This window comes from Streptomyces clavuligerus, assembly GCF_005519465.1.
Classification (GTDB): domain Bacteria; phylum Actinomycetota; class Actinomycetes; order Streptomycetales; family Streptomycetaceae; genus Streptomyces; species Streptomyces clavuligerus.
Genome location: NZ_CP027858.1, coordinates 3,805,275 through 3,822,029, shown reverse-complemented (window position 1 = coordinate 3,822,029; position 16,755 = coordinate 3,805,275). Strand labels below are relative to the sequence as shown.

Annotated in this window: 19 protein-coding genes; 1 reads left to right on the top strand and 18 read right to left on the bottom strand. The window is 70.0% G+C overall.

Annotated elements, in window-relative coordinates:
• Positions 1 to 105 precede the first annotated feature (105 nt).
• The 14 genes from CRV15_RS15990 to CRV15_RS15930 all read right to left on the bottom strand — a co-directional run bounded on the left by CRV15_RS15990 (position 106) and on the right by CRV15_RS15930 (position 11,404).
• Positions 106 to 552 (bottom strand): hypothetical protein, encoded by a 447-nt coding sequence (locus CRV15_RS15990; RefSeq protein WP_003953683.1) that lies wholly within the window; start codon positions 550 to 552, stop codon positions 106 to 108.
• A 28-nt stretch (positions 553 to 580) separates the two neighbouring features.
• A complete protein-coding gene (locus CRV15_RS15985; protein WP_003953684.1) occupies positions 581 to 1,054 on the bottom strand; it encodes a hypothetical protein in 474 nt (157 codons plus the stop codon).
• 15 nt (positions 1,055 to 1,069) lie between these two features.
• Positions 1,070 to 1,822: a hypothetical protein gene (locus CRV15_RS15980; RefSeq protein WP_003960882.1), complete on the bottom strand. Its 753-nt coding sequence runs from the start codon at positions 1,820 to 1,822 to the stop codon at positions 1,070 to 1,072.
• A gap of 35 nt (positions 1,823 to 1,857) precedes the next feature.
• Complete coding sequence (locus tag CRV15_RS15975) at positions 1,858 to 2,355, bottom strand: hypothetical protein (RefSeq protein ID WP_003960883.1); 498 nt, start codon at positions 2,353 to 2,355, stop codon at positions 1,858 to 1,860.
• Positions 2,356 to 2,403: 48 nt separating this feature from the next.
• Positions 2,404 to 3,162, bottom strand: coding sequence for a hypothetical protein (locus tag CRV15_RS15970; RefSeq protein WP_003953686.1), 759 nt, complete (start codon positions 3,160 to 3,162; stop codon positions 2,404 to 2,406).
• A gap of 94 nt (positions 3,163 to 3,256) precedes the next feature.
• A complete protein-coding gene (locus tag CRV15_RS15965) occupies positions 3,257 to 3,892 on the bottom strand; it encodes a hypothetical protein (protein ID WP_003953687.1) in 636 nt (211 codons plus the stop codon).
• 2 nt (positions 3,893 to 3,894) lie between these two features.
• Positions 3,895 to 4,068, bottom strand: coding sequence for a hypothetical protein (locus CRV15_RS35950; protein ID WP_003953688.1), 174 nt, complete (start codon positions 4,066 to 4,068; stop codon positions 3,895 to 3,897).
• 82 nt (positions 4,069 to 4,150) lie between these two features.
• Positions 4,151 to 5,653, bottom strand: a complete 1,503-nt coding sequence (locus CRV15_RS15960; protein ID WP_003960886.1) for a hypothetical protein — start codon at positions 5,651 to 5,653, stop codon at positions 4,151 to 4,153.
• A gap of 16 nt (positions 5,654 to 5,669) precedes the next feature.
• Positions 5,670 to 6,077, bottom strand: a complete 408-nt coding sequence (locus tag CRV15_RS15955) for a DUF6238 family protein (protein ID WP_003960887.1) — start codon at positions 6,075 to 6,077, stop codon at positions 5,670 to 5,672.
• A gap of 15 nt (positions 6,078 to 6,092) precedes the next feature.
• Positions 6,093 to 7,562 carry an SCO6880 family protein gene (locus CRV15_RS15950; protein ID WP_003953692.1) on the bottom strand — a complete coding sequence of 490 codons (1,470 nt, stop codon included), beginning with the start codon at positions 7,560 to 7,562 and terminating at the stop codon, positions 6,093 to 6,095.
• 86 nt (positions 7,563 to 7,648) lie between these two features.
• Entirely contained in the window at positions 7,649 to 9,154 is a 1,506-nt protein-coding gene (locus CRV15_RS15945; protein WP_003960888.1) for an SCO6881 family protein, read from the bottom strand.
• Positions 9,155 to 9,172: 18 nt separating this feature from the next.
• Positions 9,173 to 9,814, bottom strand: coding sequence for a hypothetical protein (locus CRV15_RS15940; protein ID WP_003953694.1), 642 nt, complete (start codon positions 9,812 to 9,814; stop codon positions 9,173 to 9,175).
• An 83-nt stretch (positions 9,815 to 9,897) separates the two neighbouring features.
• The gene (locus CRV15_RS15935) at positions 9,898 to 10,206 is read right to left on the bottom strand and encodes a DUF6112 family protein (RefSeq protein ID WP_003953695.1); all 309 of its coding nucleotides are present in this window, start codon (positions 10,204 to 10,206) and stop codon (positions 9,898 to 9,900) included.
• A 76-nt stretch (positions 10,207 to 10,282) separates the two neighbouring features.
• Positions 10,283 to 11,404 carry a C40 family peptidase gene (locus tag CRV15_RS15930; RefSeq protein ID WP_003953696.1) on the bottom strand — a complete coding sequence of 374 codons (1,122 nt, stop codon included), beginning with the start codon at positions 11,402 to 11,404 and terminating at the stop codon, positions 10,283 to 10,285.
• Positions 11,405 to 11,944: 540 nt separating this feature from the next.
• Here CRV15_RS15930 and CRV15_RS15925 point away from each other — a divergent pair.
• Positions 11,945 to 12,694 (top strand): DNA-methyltransferase, encoded by a 750-nt coding sequence (locus CRV15_RS15925; RefSeq protein WP_003953697.1) that lies wholly within the window; start codon positions 11,945 to 11,947, stop codon positions 12,692 to 12,694.
• Positions 12,695 to 12,791: 97 nt separating this feature from the next.
• On the opposite strand, the gene CRV15_RS15920 is transcribed toward CRV15_RS15925, so the two are convergent.
• The 4 genes from CRV15_RS15920 to CRV15_RS15905 form a co-directional block, all read right to left on the bottom strand.
• Positions 12,792 to 13,511, bottom strand: a complete 720-nt coding sequence (locus tag CRV15_RS15920) for a DUF5655 domain-containing protein (RefSeq protein WP_230864134.1) — start codon at positions 13,509 to 13,511, stop codon at positions 12,792 to 12,794.
• A 336-nt stretch (positions 13,512 to 13,847) separates the two neighbouring features.
• On the bottom strand, positions 13,848 to 15,152 hold the full coding sequence (locus CRV15_RS15915; RefSeq protein ID WP_003960890.1) for a DNA sulfur modification protein DndB: 1,305 nt from the start codon (positions 15,150 to 15,152) through the stop codon (positions 13,848 to 13,850).
• A gap of 27 nt (positions 15,153 to 15,179) precedes the next feature.
• A complete protein-coding gene (locus CRV15_RS15910) occupies positions 15,180 to 15,782 on the bottom strand; it encodes a hypothetical protein (RefSeq protein ID WP_003953700.1) in 603 nt (200 codons plus the stop codon).
• Positions 15,783 to 15,921: 139 nt separating this feature from the next.
• A complete protein-coding gene (locus CRV15_RS15905) occupies positions 15,922 to 16,755 on the bottom strand; it encodes a phosphoadenosine phosphosulfate reductase family protein (protein WP_003953701.1) in 834 nt (277 codons plus the stop codon).

Below are 16,755 nucleotides of genomic sequence, written 5' to 3'. Positions count from 1 at the left end.
GGACGAGAGGAAGACACAGAGCAGTCCCGGGCAGCGGAGCGGAGAGGAGGACGGGGCGGGGGCGGCTCGGGACTCTGGCGATCACGGTGGACACGACGGTCTCCTTCAGCGACGGCGGGAAGAGGGCGAGGTTGGGGTGGCCGGAAGCACCGCCGCAACTGCGGTCGGCTCCGGGGCGGCGGGAACACGGGCGGACACGGCGGGAGAGGTGGCGGTGGCCGCACCGCTCCGGTCGGCACGGTTGGAGCGGGTCTCCGTCAGCACGGCCCGGTACGCCGGTTCGGAGACCAGCACGGGATCGAGTTCCGTGCCGAACCCGGCAGCACGGAGCAGGACCGTGGCGCGGGTGGACCGGCTCCGCTCCTCCTCCGTACTGAGTCCGTCGGGCAGCTCGTGCCACACATACAGCGGCGGTATCGAGTTCTCCACGAATCCGGAATCCTTGAGGATCCGGTGGGCGCGGGGATCGGTGGCGTCGGCGATGGCTTCGCTGCTCAGTGGCTTGCGGTAGATCGCGGCATCGGTGCCGGACTCCTTGTGGCGGAAGGACATGCATGAACCTTTCAGCAGGTGGGGGTGGTTACCGGTTCCGCCCGCGGTCCGGGGCGGCGGACGGCGCCGGGGCAGTCGCCGGGTTGGGCGAGGGAGGGCTGGTCCGGCCGGTGGGGGCGGGGGACTGGGCGCGGGCCGCCTCCTGCAGTCCGAGCCCCTGGTCAGCGGCTGTGGCCAGGGCGTGAAGGGTGTCCGGGGTGTCGGCGAGTTCGGTTTCGAGGTCGCTCAGGTCCTCGGACGCCGCAGCCAGGCGGTGCCAGAGCCGGTAGCCGGGATCGCTGTCGGCCATGGACCCGATCAGGCCCTCGGCGTGTGCGGCGACCAGCGACAGGGTCGATGACGCCTGGCCCAGGGCCCCGCGGTCGGTGTCGAAGAACGCCCGCACCCCGGCGGCGATCTCGTGCGGCTCGTCGATCCCGGCCAGACGGGTGTTCAGCTCGGCCAGGGCAGTGTTCACGGACTCGGTGACGGCGACGGCGGGGGTGGCAGGGAACTGGGTCATGGTCGGATCTCCTGGTCAGCGGGAGTGGGGTGCGGAACGGCCCGGGGCGGGCGGGGGAATCACCGGGCGCCCGGCTTCTATGGAGGGCTGTGCCGCAGCCGGGGGCCTGGCCGGCGCGGTGGCGTAGTAGTCGGTCACCTGGGCCCGCCATACCGAGACGGCGCGGGACGGTGCCGGGTCCAGGGCGCGCATTCGGTCGGCGGCGACGTGGAGGTCCTCGCCGAGCGCGGTGACGGTCGCGGCGGCGTCCTCGAAGAGGTACGAGAGATCCCAGCCCTCCTCTGTCCCAGCCTCCTTGGCCTGCTCGGTCGCCGCCTCGAAGAACTCCGACAGCCGCGCCAGGACCCCGTCAACCGGGTCGAGGACCTGCTCGGCGACGTCCGCCGCCTCGGCCGGGGACCCGGCACTGTTGAGCCGGTCGGTCAGCCGAAGGAGCTGCTGCCCGTGCACGAGCCGGCCGACAGGGTCGGAGGGGGTGGTCAGCCGCTCCGTGTCCAGGGAGGGGTCGAGATCGACCCGGAACCCGGCTGCGGTGAGCATTTTCGCCGCCGAGGTGGCCTGCCGGTTCTCGTACTCCCGGCCCATGTCCCAGTGCAGCCGGTACTGCCGGGAGACCGGGCCGTGGTCGTCGATGAAACCGGCGTGCCGCAGCATCTCCACCGCCAGTTCGCCGTGCTCCGCCCGCTGGAAGCCCCGGTGGGGGATGGCGGCGACGTCGCCGCCCTGCTCGCGGACGATCACCACATGCGGCTGCTCGGGCTCGGACATCAAGGACTCCAAGGGGATCGGCGGAAGGAGGATGGTCAGAAGTGGGGGTTCTCGGTGGGCCGGTCGGCCCCGCCGGCGGCGGCCAGCAGCTCGGGGAGGTCGGCCGGGTCGGCGTCGCGCTGGTCGATCCACCAACCGGCACGTGTCACCGGCCGCACCGCGTCCTCGACCTCCGCCCACTTCGCCTCGCTCGTGGTGCCCTCGGTGACGAGGACGGCGTAGGCGGCGGTGACGAGCTGGTGGCGGCACCGGGCGCCCCAGGCGACCGCCCGCTCGCTGCCCTCCAGCGACGGCATTCGGAACTCCCCCTCCCACGCCCGCGCGGCACCAGCCTGGGCGGCCCGCAGTACGGCGATCCGCTCTGCGGCGGCCTCGGCGTCGCCGGTACGGGCGGCCTGCCAGCAGTCGGCGCAGTCCCGCCCGGCCAGCCACCGGGCATACCCCGCCCGCTGATCGGCCGGACGGGCGGACAGATCCACCTCGGCGGCGTGCCCGCAGACATGGTCAACGGGCCAGACGGTCTTGACGGCCATGAACGTGCTCCTCGATACGAGACGAACAGAAGAAAAAGGGAGAGGGGTTCAGCGGGTGCGGCCCGGACGCGCGGACTCCGCCGGAGGGAAGGCGGTGCCCGCGGTCGGCGCGGGGGTGAACGGATGCCGGGGCGGGGCGGCGACTGTGGACCGGGCGCGTGCGGCTTCGGACACCTCCGGTACTGCGGACCGCTCCCGCACCGGGGCCGGAGCGTTGTCCCAGACGGTGTCCGGCATGACCGAGAGGGCGAGCTGGACCTCCAGGAGCTGCTCGCCGAGTGTGACCACCTGGTGCACACCGGCCCGCAGTTCCAGGGCCAGTTCCTGGCCGTGCTCGGTGCCGAGCCGCTCGCACCACACGGCTGTCGAGGCGAAGACGCCCTCCAGGCCGGTGAAGACCCCGTGGTCCTCGTCCAGGACAGGGTCCAGCGCGTCGGCGATATCCATCGCCCGCTCCAGACCGGACAGCTCGGCGGTCACTGCGGTCAGCGACAGCCCCGGCATCGGCTCCCGCACCCTCGCCCCGGCCTCGGCCGGGGCCGCCGGCGGGATCATGACCTGCGGGTCGGCCACCACCGCCAGCCCCGCGCCCTGGAACTCCCGCGACGCCGAGGCCACCATCCGCACCCTGGTGTTGAACGGCGTGCCGGGCGGGAGCTGCCACAGCCGCAGGCGGTTGCTGTAGGCGAAGCGGTGACGGCGCAGGACCTCGGTGAGGAACGGCCGCTGGTCCGCCGTCTCCGCCACCACACCGAACTCCGGATGCGCCCCGAAGGCGACATCGGGCTCCAACTGCATCACCAGCATCCACTCCTCGGGGCGACCTCCCGGACCGGCAGCCCGGTACGGGAGCCCGATGATCGGGCCGGTACGGCGATTTGGTGCGGCCGGGTGTTCCGGGTTAGCGGGCCCGGCCGCCGCGCCGGTCCGGTACGGAACCGGTCTTCGGCCCGGGTGACGGTGCTGGTGCGGGCGTGGAGAGGCCGGTCTGAGGTGAGCGGGCGAGCGCCGCTTGGGCCCGGAGGGTCCTCGACTCCTGGAGTATCGGGCCCGCGAGCGGTTCGGCCGCGCGGGCGATCTCGACGAGAGCGTCGGCGTTCTCGGTCCAGGTCAGCGAGTAGTGCCAGCCCTCGGCGTTGCGCTCGACCAGGGCCTCGGCTCGCACCTCGTCGGTCCGGGGGTGTCCGGGGACCAGGGCGTTCTCGACGGCGAGCCACTCGTCGTGGACGCGCCGGCCGCCGTCGAGGGCTTCCCGCAGGGTTCGCAGGCGCTGGTCCCAGCGCTGTTCGAACCGCTGGCCCTGGTTCAGGCCCGGCAGGATGTCCTCGGCCGGGACGAGCAGCGCCGTCCCCTCGTCGAGGTAGGGGGCGAACAGCGTCCACATGTCAGCGTCGCGCTGCTGCTTTCGCAGGTCGTACCGGTCGTCCAGGGCCCAGCCGTCGGCGTCGCAGAGGCTGTCGGAGACGGCGTCCCAGTCAGCCAGCACCTTCTCCCCGGCCTCGACCGACGCCGCGAGACGGATGAACGGCTCGTCCACGCTCACCGCTCCCCGTCCTGGACCGCACCGTACCGAGCACGGTTGGCCTCGTCGTTCTGAGGGCCGAAGGCATCGGCGCCGAGGTGCACGCGGCCGTGGCCGGACTGGGCCCTGCAGGCGTTGAGGTAGAGCCGTACGAGTTCGTCGATCGCTCGGCGCAGGCGGCGTCGGGACAACAACGGAACGCTCCTTGTATAGAGGGGAGAGGGCGGGGGCCACCGGACCCGAGGTCGGCGGCCCCGTCGGCGAGGGCCCGGGTCAGGCGGACATCCGGGCGTCCGTGTCGAACAGTTCGCGTTCGGCCGGGTGGAGCAGGTGCTGGGTGATGAAGCTCCGGCCTGCGACTTTCCACAGACCCCGTCCCTTAGTGAGGGCGGAGACGGCCTGGGTCTCGACGCCGGTGAGGCCGAGGAGGGTGGCAGCGGAGGCGAGCTGGTCGGCCTCCTGCCGGTAGATGATCCGCGTCGAACAGTCGGTGAGGAGACCTTCGGCGAGGGCGCGGCCCCGGGAGCCGGCCTCGCCCGCGGTCAGCAGGTCGGACAGCCGGTGGATGACCATCATGTTGGCGATGCCCAGACCCCGGGACAGCTTCCACTGGGACTGCATCCGCTCCAGCAGCGCGACGTGCCGCATCACCCGCCACGCCTCGTCGTAAATCACCCACCGCCGCCCGGCGGTCGGGTCGGAGATCGCCGCCTCCATCCACGCCGACGCACACGTCATCGCCAGCACCAGCCCCGTGTCGTCGCCGGTGCCGCCGAGGCGGCACAGGTCGATCGACAGCATCGGCGCCGCCGGGTCGAACCGCACGGTGGAGGGCGCGTCGAACATCCCGCCCAGGTCGCCGTGGATGAGCCGGCGCAGGGCGTGGGCGAGGTCCTCGGCCGCCCGCCCGAGCCGCCCCGAGGACTCGCCGGTCGCGGCGTCGAGGTGCTGGGGCGAGCCCAGGACGTAAGCGACATCCCCCAGCAGCGGGGTGGTGCCGGTCTGGTGGGTGTAGGCGACGACCTGGTCGAGCGCGATGTCCAACGCCGTGTGCTCCATCGGGTGCAGCTCGCGGCGGAGGACGGTCTTGGCCAGGGAGCCGAGGAGGAGCAGGCGGCGCTTGCGGACCTCGGTGGTCCAGTCCTCGTCGCCGATCCCGTACGGCTTCTCCGGCGCGTCCAGCGGATTCAACCGGCCGGGGAGACCGGGTCCGAGGGCGATGGTCTGCCCGCCCAGCTCCCGGGCGACCACCGTCCACTCGCCCTTCGGATCGCAGGGAACGTAGATCCGGTAGCCGAAGGCGGTCGCCCGCAGCGCCAGGCTCTTGGCGAGGGCGGACTTGCCCATGCCGATGATCCCGGCCAGGAGGATATTCGGGTTGGTGAACCCGTCCAGCCGCCCGTACAGGCTGAAGGGGTCGTAGGTGAACGCGGCTTCGGCGTGGACGTCCTGGCCGACGTAGATCCCCTGGGCACCGAGCCCGCCCTCGGCGAGGAACGGATACGCCCCGGACGCGACTGCGGTGGTCATCCGGTGGACCGGGAGCTTCAGGTATCCGCCGCGGGCGGAGGCCGGCCCCGGTCGCCCGGTCGCGGGGTAGGTCGGTTGCAGCTCCGGATCCGGGCCGGAGACCGTGCGGCGGGTGTCGGGGCGGGCGGCGTGGCGGGCCTTGGCCTGCGCGGCGGTGAACTCCGCCTTCGCCCGCCGGTTGGTACGACGGTCGGCGCGGTGGGGGGTGAACAGAGGGCTCGCGGTCGCGCGGGGGCGAACAGACAACGGTGACTCCGGTCGGTCAGAGGTGGTGGGGGCCGGTGAAGGGGGCCCGTAGTTCGGCGGGGGTGTGGGTGCGGCGGACCCGTACGGACATCCGCAGGCGCCGCCCGCAGACGGGGAGCCGGGGTCGGCAGCCGCCGGCGGTCAGCAGCCGGTCGGCGTCGGTGGCCGGGGCGCGGTGCCAGGCGGCGTGCAGATGCTCGGCCGCCTGCCACAGCCGCACCCGCGCCGCCTTCAGCGCCTCGCCCCCGGCCCGGTCGACGGGTGTGGTGCGGGTGGTGTGGGCGTCGAGGAGGGCGTAAAGAGCGAGGCAGTGCTGATGGAGCGCGTCCAGCTCCGCGCGGGACGCGGCGAGAGGCCCGTCGGGGACGGTGATCGCCCGGTGGAAATCCAGGGCCTCGGTGGCGAACGCCAGATCGGTCGGCATCAGGATCTCTGCCGGTCACGGGCGGGCGAGGGGAAGGGCGGCGTTGGTGAACGCTTCGGCCTGCTGCCAGGTCAGCGGACGCAGATCGACCAGAGCCGCCACGGCCGCGGTCTCGATCGCAGCGCAGGCGGAGTTGAGCTGGTCGGGGGTGTCCGCGGACACGGTCACGAGTCCGGTGAGGGCGACGTCGGCGTGTCCGGCGATCAGCTCGCGCTCGCGGTTCTTGATGTCCGCGTACTCCACCGAGTCCTCCTCGGAGTCGACCTGCCCCTTGCGCTGCCGTTCCGTCGCATCCGCGATGACGGTGGCCTTCTTCCGCTGTACGTCCTTCAGCGCCGCGTCCAGGCCCTTCGGGGCGTAGGTCAGGGAGAGGGTGCGCCGGACGCCGGAAGTGAACAGGAGCTGGTGCAGGAAACCCGGACTCGTCTCGATGCGGGGCCAGTTCTCGATCCAGAACGTGGCGTGGTGGGCCGAGTCGGTCTCGATCCGGTCCGCCTTCTCCACCAGCACCACCGGCCCCGCCGCCGCCGGATCGGCCTGCGCCCGGTCGGAAGCCGACCACTGATCCAGCGCCGCGCCCGCCTTCGGGTCGTACGCGGTACGGATCACGGCGGCGATCTCCGGGGCCGAGAGCCAGCCGCCGGGGGTGAGTCCGGCGTTGCGGACGGACTGGTCGAACGTCGCGGTCAACTGGGTCAGCACCGCGAACGCCCCGCTCAGCCCGCCACCGGCCTGGTTGACCAGACGCCGGGCCGCCTTCAGATCCAGCGCGATGGCGACGTAGCTCTCGTGCGGCGCCGCCGCCGGTCCGGCGGCGGCCAGCAGGTCGGTGTAGACCGGTCCGGCGAGATGGGTGGACGGGTCGCCGTACTCCGACCAGTACCGCTGGAGCGCGTCCCCGGAGTCCGGCACCGTCCGCTCCAGCACCTGCACCCGCGCGATATGCCCCGTACGCGACAGCGCCGCCAGGGTCCGGCCCCAGCCGGCGACGTTGTGGTTCTGCGCCGCCGGATCCAGCAGCGCGAACGCCCGCGACGCGACCCGGACCACTGCGGTCAGGGTGCCCTGATGGGGATCGTGGACGGCGCCGGTACGCCGGTCCGGGGAGGTGACGACGCGGAGGGAGGCGGCGGTGCCGGGGAGATGGAGCAGGCCCTCACGCCGGGGCCGGGTCGAGGGGCGGGTCAGCCACACGAGCTGCCCCTTCGCCCGCCGGGACGCGTACCGGAGGGCGATCGGGGCCCAGTCGGCCAGCGACCGCCCCCGGTGGCGGACGAAGACGGCGGCCAGGATGAGTGCCCAGAGCGGGATCAGTTTCAGTGCGCCGGGGACGCCGGATGCCATGAGTACGGCGAGGAGGAGCAGGCCGGTCAGGGCGACGGCGACGAGCTGCGGCGCGGTGAGGCCGAGCAATATGCCCCGGCGGGAGCGGTGGGGGAACTTCACCGTCGCCGGAGCCGGAGAGCTGGTGGTGTCAGGGTGCATGGGCGGAGCCGTCCAAAGAGGAAGAGGGAAGAAGGGGGACCTGGGGGCGGGCGACGGGCCCGCCCCCAGGGGTGCCGGTCACCTGGTCAGGACCGGTCCGTGCCGGTGGGCGGCGCCGGGTAGACCCACCGGGCCGGGGTCGTACCGCCCTGCGGACTCAGCCCAGGCGGAGCCGGCGGCCGGGGCGCGGCCGACGGGCCGGTCACCGCCTGGATCACCGGGGGCGGACCGGTCGGTGCCCCTGTAGCTGCCGGACCGGTGGCGGTCGCCGTCCCGCTCGGGCCCGAGGCCGCCGGTCCGGAGCCTGACGCGGAGGAGGCGGGGGCACTGGTCGCTCCGGTCGCTGGCCCGGTCACCCCACCGCCGGACCCAGTACCCGCACCGCCACCGGGGCGCTGGATGAGCGGCTGCCCGCGGTCGCCGTCGGCGCGGGGCCGGCGGATCAGTGGCTGGCCCTTATCGCCGGTGGCGTTCGGGTCTTCGCCGAACCGGAAGGTGGTCTGCGGCGGCTCGTCCCCGGAGATCCCCTCCGGAGAGGTGTCGCTGCTTCCGGCAGGGTTGATCCCGGAGGCGACGCCCCCGGCGCCCTGGCCGGAGACCTTGGCCGGACCCTGGGGGGCGGGCATCCCCGTGCTGGCCTGCATGGCGAGCTGCCCGGCGGTCTTCGCCGCCCCGGCCGCGACCGCCACACCGGCCACGCCGGTGCGGTGCAGATCGTCCTGCCCGCCGCCCTCGGCCGCCCAGTGCACGAACTTGTACGTCGCGTACGGGCACAGCAGAACGAGGACCATGATCACGATCCCGGCCATGGCGTCCGACAGCGCGCTCAGCCCGTCGGAGGGGTCGGTCTTGCCCATCGCGGACGTGCCGAGCAGGAACACGATCGTCATCAGCAGCTTGGAGACGACCAGGGAGCTGGTGGCCTCGATCCAGCCGCGCCGCCACCTGCGGGCGACCTCCCAGCCGCCGCCCGCCCCGGCGAACACCGCGAGCGTGACCAGGATCAAAATACCGACCTTGCGGGCGACCATGACGGCCCAGTAGAGGAACGCGCCGATCGTGGCGCCGAGGGCGACGATCGCGGGGATCCCCCAGCCGAGCCCGTACATCGCCCCGTACCCGTTGACCTTGATCAGCCGGCGGATCGCATCGTCCACCGAGCTGTTCGCCGCCTTGAACAACCCGGCGGACAGGGCGTCGACGATGGTGAGGGCGACGGTGGTGCAGGCGATGGCGGCGAACGCGAAGAACACGCCGGTCACCGTGCCGGTCACCGCCTGGAACAAGGCTCGCTCGTCCTGCTGCCAGGCGGCCCGGATCAGTTGCAGGCAGAACGTGCCGACGATCAGCACGAGGCCGATCGGGAGGAGGAGTTCGTAGTTCTCGCGGAACCAGGTGGCGTTGAGGTCGACGGCGGTGGTCTTGTCTACGGCCTGGGCGGCGAGGTCGGCGGCGGCCTGGGCCATCTCGCCCATGGACTTGGCGATCCAGGCGCCGATGCCGTCGGTGACGGCCTGGCCGGTCTCGCTGACGACGCCGCCGACCGCGTCGCAGACCGTGTTCATCAGGGGAAGATCACATGCTGAAGGCATGGTTCACCTCCTTTCGGTTCATGGGGCGGTGGCGGGCAGGACGGCCGCGAGACGGCACGCCTGGTCGGGGCGGCACTGGACGGCGAGGGTCGAGGAGCGGGCCTCGGCGCCGGTGCCTTTCTCGGAGCCAGTCCAGGCGATCGACTGCCGTCCGGTGACCGTGACGGCGTAGATGTACGCGTCGGTGATCGCCCCCGGATCGCCTGCGAGGGCGGTCTTGAACGCCTGCGGGAAGTGACCCTCCCCGATGACGGCGGTTGCGTACTGGGCCTGGTCGCCCATCCGCGACCACAGCACCGGATCCGGCACCAGGTCAGCCACCGAGGCCCAGTCGGCGTACTTCTTCTCCGCCGTCATCCAGCGCTTGAGCCCGGCGACGTGCTCGGGCTGGGAGAGGCGGCGGGTGTCGTAGGACCACAGGACCTTCGCCACCGCCTTGGCGAACACCACCGGATCCGTGGTCTTCACGGGCGCCGCCACCTGGCCCCCTTTCGGAGCCTTCACCGGGGCCGGTGCCGGCGGGGCCGACTGCCGGGTCTCCGGCACCGCGCCCCGCTCGGCGGTGCTGGCGGGCTCGTCGCGGGTGAGGTAGGCGACCAGCCCGGCGACCGCAGTCAGCAGCGCCAGCACCACCGCCACGATCAACGACCGGTGCAGCACCGAAGACCCCGGGCCCGCCACCAGCGGACCCCGGGAGGGAGTGGCCCTCCGGCGAGAGGAACGTTCCTTCTGAGAGGTGGGCATTAGTTGACCTGGGTGCCCATCGCGGAGAAGAAGCTGACGATCCCGTTCGCGGCGCCCAGCAGCAGGGCGCAGCCGGCGGCGACGACCGTGCCCTTCTTGCCGTTCGCCTCGGCCTGGTGACCACCGGAGTGGTGACCCCACGCCCACACCAGCGCCGACACCGCGAGCGCGCCGACGACTGCGATGATCCCGAAGAGGTTGATGGAGCTGATGACGTCCTTCAGGACGTCCAGGCCCGGCAGGCCGCCGTCCGCGGGCTTGATACCGGGGTTGAAGGCCAGGAACTGACCCGACTGGCTGACATTCACTGCAAGACTCCTGTTTCAGGGCATAGGGATGCCCGGGAGGAAGAGGGAGAGAGGAGAGGGGGAGGGGAGGGGCGCGTCAGACGACGCGGCGGGCGGCGAGGATGTCCGGCCGCCACTCGGCGAGCGTGGCGATCTTCACGACGTCGCCGGTACGGGGCGAGTGCAGGATCAGCCCGGAGCCGATGAACAGACCGACGTGCTCCGGCACCTGGGCCGTGCCCCGGGTGAACAGCAGGTCACCGGGCTTCAGCGCCGTCGCGCTGACCGGCTTGCCCTCCTTGACCTGGGTGTACGTGGTCCGGGTGAGGGTGACGCCGCCGGCCTTGTACGCGGCCTGCATCAGGGACGAGCAGTCGCACCGCCCCATCGGATCCTGCCCCCGAGGCGCGGAACAGGTTCCGCCCCACTGGTACGGGGTGCCCAGCGCGCCGAGGCCCCAGCGGATCGCGGTCTGCACCGACTTCGGCGCGTCCTTCGGGATCTCGTACCCCTTCGGCAGCACCCCGGCTGGAATCGGACCGAACTCCGACCCGTCACCCCCGGGACCACAACCGGAGGGAGCACCCGGACCACCCGGGCCGCCGACCTCGCCCCCGGCACCGTCGTTGGTGAGGGTGGGGGCGAGGGCTTTCTGCAGCGCGGTGGCCAGCGGCTCCCACTTCGCGTACGCGTCTGGGAAACCGGAGAGTTGCACCGTTTGGGCGGCCTGGGTGACGGTCATCGACTCCCAGCCCCGGACCTTGAGCAGACCCTCGTAGAACTTCGTGGACGCGTGCACCGGGTCCCGCACCTGCTCCGGAGTGCCCCAGCCCATCGACGGGCGCTGCTGGAACAAGCCGAGCGAGTCCCGGTCGCCGTAGTCGAGGTTCCGGAGGCCGGACTCCTGCATCGCGGTGGCCAGGGCGACGATCTGCCCGCGGACCGGGACCTTCATCGCCACCCCGGTCGCCTGGATCGTCCGCGCGTGCGGGATCTGCTCCTTCGGGCTCGTCAGGCCCGGCACCGAAGCACCGTCCCCGTCACCGCCGTTCAGGATCGACTCCACCTGCGCGGCCACCGCCCCGGTATCCACACCCTGTGCACCGGTGTCGCACGTGGCCTGGGCGCTGCTCGCGCCGGTCAGGGCGACGGCGATGGGGGCGATCAGCAGCAGCGGGGCCAGCGCGACCCCGCCCGCGATCACCGCGACCTTCTTCACGACCGCCCCGCCGAATGGGGCGAGGGGCGTATCTGGGCATGCCGCATCGACGGCTCCTTGCGTGTAGGCCGCCCGGCCCCGGCGTTCTCGTCGAAAAGGGCCACCGGAAGTCGGACGGGTCAAAGAAGAAAAGGAGAGAAGAAGGGCCGGGAGGCACCCGGGAGCGGCTAACTCCCGGACGCCCGGCCCGTCCATTCAGAGGCGGCAGCAAGCCGCCCTCGTAATCTCACCCGCCACACAGAAAAAGCCCCCATCGCATAGGCCCGGCCGCCTCGTCCGCTGGACGGGGCAGCACGCAACAGCACAGCTCAACCGCCCTCTGGGCAGGGCCCGGAGCGGCGAACACGACGGGACTGTAGGAGGGAAATCCGGCCGCACCAAACGACCCCGGAAACCCGGAACACGCCATTGGGTGCGGCCGGGAAAGACGGCTACCGTTCGGGCACCGCTCGCCCCGGACAGGGTGTTTGAGCGGGCCGCGCCCGCATGCGCTGAGTGAATGGGCGGGCGTTCAGCCGTCTTTCCGAAGGAGAATCCGCCGTGCCGTACACCCTGCACCGAGGCGACGCGCTCACCGTCCTGAAGTCCCTGCCCGATGAGTCCGTCGACGCCGTGATCACGGACCCGCCGTACAACTCCGGCGGGCGGACGTCGTCGGAGCGCACTGCCCGTACGGCCCGCGCGAAGTACACCAGCGGGGACGCCGGCCACGACCTGGCCAACTTCCCCGGCGAGAACCGCGACCAGCGCTCGTACCGGGCGTGGCTGACCGCGCTGCTGACCGAGTCCTACCGGGCCGCCCGCGAGCACGCCGTGGTGATGGTGTTCACCGACTGGCGCCAGGAGCCGACGACCTCGGACGCGCTCCAGATGGCGGGCTGGACCTGGTCCGGCACCATCCCCTGGATCAAGCCCGCCTCCCGCCCCCGCAAGGGAGGCCCGAAGCAGGACTCGGAGTTCATCCTCTGGGGCGTGAAGGGCACCCTCGACAAGACCCGGGACCTCTACCTCCCCGGCCACTACATCGCCTCCCAGCCCCGCAAGGACCGCGTCCACATCACCCAGAAGCCCGTCGAGGTGATGCGCCAGCTCGTCCAGGTCGCCCGCCCCGGCGGCACCGTCCTCGACCCCTTCACCGGCTCCGGCACCACCGGCGTCGCCGCCCTCCTCGAAGGCCGCTCCTTCGTCGGCGTCGAACTCTCCGACCACTACGCCGACATCGCCGAACAGCGCCTGCGCGAAGCCGTCCTCACCCAGGGCGACCTCGACCTCGCCGGACCGGAGCAGTGAGAAGACCCCCGCCCCGACCGGGGCGGAACGAGAAGAGGGCGGTCGCCGACCCGGTGGTCCGGGGTACGGCAACCGCCCTCAGCATGTGTGCCCGGGGTCAGCCGGCCTCGACGCTCCGCCGGATCAGCTCCCTGGCCCGCTCCAGATCGGCATGGGATCTGATCCGTACCTCCAGATCCCCCGTGCCGTGGAACCCGATACTGCGGACATCCCGGGTGAAGCCCTCGATCAGCTCCACCGAGTCCGGGTCCACCTTCAGCACCACCACCAGGGTCCGCTTCCGGGGCAGGACCTTCACCGACGCGACGTTCTTGATCCGCCGGTACGCGATGTAGCGCTGCAGCGTCTCCCGCTGCACCGACCCCGACTCCATCAGCACCGCGTCCAGATCGGCGAACAGGTTCTTCAACTCCTGCGGCGAGGCATCCAGGTACTCCGGCACCGTTTTGACCCCACCGGAAGCCCGCACCTCCTCCACCGACGAGGCCACCCCGGGCGCGGTACGAGAGCGAGGGACGACCGGAGCGCCGGACGGGCCGGTGAAGGAGGCCACCAGCCGCAGCGTGACCACGTCCTCGAACACCCGGTACGCCACCAGATCGATCCGCTGCCGGATCATCTCCAGCGCCACCAGCGTGTGCGGCGTGAAGTCCCCCGCCACGCACACGATCCGCGGACGGCTCCAGTCCACCGACCTGGCCGCCTCCGCGCCGAGCCGCTCCCGCACCAGGCCCTCGAACTCCGACTGGCTGTCGTTCAGCCAGGCCAGGTACGACAGCGCCTGCGTGACCACCTCTTCTCTGAACTGAGCGAACACCCTGATTTTCTGGCCGAACTTGGTTCTGCCTCTCACTCGATGGATGGCGCTTTATCGATGCCTGGAGGGAGATAATCAGCCACCGTCGATTTGCATCCACCACGGCCGCCCCCGGCACTTCCGTCGCCTGCCCGCCTCTCACCCTGAAGACCTTCAGGTTGCTCACCTGCCTCCCTCAACATTCGTCCCGATTCGCAAGTCACACAATCCAAATGCGGAGGGGGCTATTCCCGGCATGCGTGGACCCCGGCCTTGGAGCACTGCGACCGGGAGTCTCTTCTCCCGCGCTCCAGTGGCGACGGGTTCAGGCCCGTATGGGTCCGGCAGATCCCCGAGTCAGACGTCCTCTGCAGGGAGGGCTTCAAGCAGTTCGTCCACTGGGACCGGGTACTTCGTTTTCATCAGGTCCGAGTAGGAGCGAACGGCCCGTGTGATCTGGGCCTTTGACCTGGGCGCCATGTGAACGAGCAGCAACTCGTAGAGAAGCTGTCCGTTCTCCTTTGCCGTGGCCATTTTGCCCTGCTTGGGGCCATCGGGGGTCTCGATCCAGCAGGAGGAGAACGGAGCCGCTGACATGCGCCAGTCGAGGTCTGCAAGCCGCTTCATCAGCTCGCTCCACTCCAGCGTTCCTTGCTCCAGGAAGTGACGAACTGCCCTTGCCACCTGAACCTGGACGATCGGACGCATGAAGGGGTGTCCTGCTCCATCGCGGCCCTTCGGAGCTCGTACATCCTTTGGCGTCACAGCATCCGTGTAGCGGCGCCGAAGGTTTCCGCACGCGTCAAGAAGTTCCTGCATGCGAGTGGCCAGGATCTCGTAGCTCTGGTCCAGGATTTCGTCTGCTGCACGCTGCGCCGACCTTCCGGCGGCGCAAGGAAGATCGAATCCAATCTCCTTCACGATGTCGTACAAGACCGGGATGCTGCTCCATGCGGGGCTCGTTGACGACACCTGGCGTGAAGCGAGCCTGAGTTCACCGTCGTCTTTGCCAACCTTAGTGAACACGTTGACTACGTGGGCTTGGCTGAGGAAGGCATCTTCATCGAGAAGCCGTCGGGTCAAGATGGCGAAGCTGTCATCCTCATCGAGTGCAATATTCTCGCCAGCGCTGGTGGTCTTGGCGTTTCGGTTGATGTTGGTGAACAGTCGCCTCGTGCGCTGGCGTCCCTCCGGAGTGTTGAAATGAGGGACGACGATGACGGTGATGTCTTCGCTGCCAAGGTCAGGGTTTCTCTTGACGGCGTCCTTGATTGCCTTGAGCCGGTGCTGGCCATCGAGCGCGAAGAATTGGTGCGTTCCGTCAAAGGTGAGGACCCCGAAGTTCCGATCGATACCCTCCAGTACAGCCTGGTTCGCTGCATCGTCGTCCATGGCCAGGGGGAGGTAGTCGGGGTGGCCGCCCCATACTGCCACGATCAGCGCGCCAAGGAATCGATTCTCGTTGGTCAGGAGGTATTCGGTAATATCCTCGGTGCGATTTCCCACGCCTCGCTGAATCATCGTGCCCAGGTCGCGGTTTCCGCCAAGTTCGTGAGCGAAGTTGATCTCGCGTGCCACTTGGGCGTAGCTCATGAGGCAAGAGTAGTAGGTCCAATTTCCCACTTTTGCCTCGAAGGCGGGAACGAACGTTTTTGATGCCATGGCGGTACCTCGATTTCGGGGTGGCGACTAGCTTCGGAGTGCCGGCTTGCGGGGGCCGGCTACCCGGGCACGCAGCTTGGGGCGCTTCTGTACATTGGCTGGCGGGTTGTAGAGGTCGATCAACCGGGTTTCCAGATTCTCTATCTGAGATCGATCGGCGATGGTCGTGAACCAGTACTCCAAGGGCCGCAGCGTGAGGTAGTGAGTGAGGCGACCGCGCCGTGTGTCGGGAGGCTGGGTGGCCCACAGTGCCTCAGGGTTGCCACTGAGGTACTTCCTGTACTCCCGGTACCTGTTGCGAAGTGTGTTCCCCTGCTGTCCGGCTCCGCCGGCCTGGCCGATGTACAGGATCTGGTGAAAGTTGCTTGGTGAGCTGTCAGCCATGGCGAGCTTGAAGGTGGGCCGCCAGACGAACATGTAGAGCCCGGCCTCCTGGGGCAGGGAGTCTGCGAGGTTCTCAACGGCTAAAAGCCGCTCCCATGGCGACGCGTGGACGTTCAGGTCGTCCTCGAGGACTTTGTGGGCCGGCTCGTCGAGCATGGGGACGATGCCGAGCTTGATCTCAACGGCCGGGCTAGGCTCGAGCCGATGTCGGATCACGGAGTGACCGAGGTTGTGAGCGGTCGCCATGCCTCAGCCAGCCTCCACTGCAGTGACGGTAGATACGAGGGTGACCATCCTTGCACGCCCCACTGACAGTCAGTGAGATAAGACGAAAAGCCCTGGTTGGTGATGATTAGTCACCGACCAGGGCTTTCGCGGCACTTGCTCAGAGGTGGCAGACCGAGCAGCCCGCCTCGTCGTCGTCGCTGTCGAGAGCGTCTGACAGGACCTCCAGAAGCGGCCGGTTCGGCTTGACTCGCTTGGCCGCTCGCTCCATTGCGGCCTCGTGCTTCGCCTGGATCTCCTCGCGGCGCGCTATCAACTCCGGGAGAGACTCCCCCTGTGACCAGGTGTAGTCACGGCCCTGCATCGCCGTATGCCGATACCGGACCTTGTCTTCGTAGGCGACGGCCTTGTCGTACAGCTCTGGGTGCCGGTCCTTGAGGCCGACCCACTCGTGCTTGCGCTGGAAGAAGCAGAAGTAGCAGCCCGAGCGGGTGCGCCACTCGTAGTAGCCGGGCAGGCCGATGCCAGCCTCGTCGAGGATGCGCATGACGCCATCCTTGTCGATGCCGTCCTCGCGGAAGGGGAACACGGCCTCGATGTTGGGCTTCGTGCTGACGTAGCCGAGCCGGTTCTCATCCGCGCGGATGGCGACGTAGGAGATCACCTCGTCGTCGCCGACCCACTCCTCCAGCGGCTTGATCTTCAGATTCTTGGTGCACCAGCGCATCTGTGGACTCGGCAGGGTGCCCTGGTACACCTCCATCCAGTGATCGAAGTCCCGATCGGCGTTAAGCCGCACGATGGGCTTGCCGAGGGCTGCTTCGAGGCGGTTGAGGTACTCGTAGGTCTCCGGAAGCTCCGCTCCCGTGTCACAGAAGAAGTACTCCATCTCCGGAACCCGGTCGCGCATGTGGATCGCGAGGGCCGAGGAGTCCTTGCCCCCGGAAATGCCCAGGACGTGGCGGACCTTCTTGGGGTTTGTACTGTCAGCCAT

Coding starts and splice junctions, on each gene's coding strand:
- CRV15_RS15945 (WP_003960888.1), bottom strand. CDS start 9,154: ATGCCTTCAGCATGTGATCTTCCCCTGATGAACACGGTCTGCGACGCG.
- CRV15_RS15970 (WP_003953686.1), bottom strand. CDS start 3,162: ATGCTGGTGATGCAGTTGGAGCCCGATGTCGCCTTCGGGGCGCATCCG.
- CRV15_RS15910 (WP_003953700.1), bottom strand. CDS start 15,782: ATGGCGACCGCTCACAACCTCGGTCACTCCGTGATCCGACATCGGCTC.
- CRV15_RS15980 (WP_003960882.1), bottom strand. CDS start 1,822: ATGTCCGAGCCCGAGCAGCCGCATGTGGTGATCGTCCGCGAGCAGGGC.
- CRV15_RS15950 (WP_003953692.1), bottom strand. CDS start 7,562: ATGCACCCTGACACCACCAGCTCTCCGGCTCCGGCGACGGTGAAGTTC.
- CRV15_RS15985 (WP_003953684.1), bottom strand. CDS start 1,054: ATGACCCAGTTCCCTGCCACCCCCGCCGTCGCCGTCACCGAGTCCGTG.
- CRV15_RS15915 (WP_003960890.1), bottom strand. CDS start 15,152: ATGGCATCAAAAACGTTCGTTCCCGCCTTCGAGGCAAAAGTGGGAAAT.
- CRV15_RS15990 (WP_003953683.1), bottom strand. CDS start 552: ATGTCCTTCCGCCACAAGGAGTCCGGCACCGATGCCGCGATCTACCGC.
- CRV15_RS15975 (WP_003960883.1), bottom strand. CDS start 2,355: ATGGCCGTCAAGACCGTCTGGCCCGTTGACCATGTCTGCGGGCACGCC.
- CRV15_RS15905 (WP_003953701.1), bottom strand. CDS start 16,755: ATGGCTGACAGTACAAACCCCAAGAAGGTCCGCCACGTCCTGGGCATT.
- CRV15_RS15955 (WP_003960887.1), bottom strand. CDS start 6,077: ATGCCGACCGATCTGGCGTTCGCCACCGAGGCCCTGGATTTCCACCGG.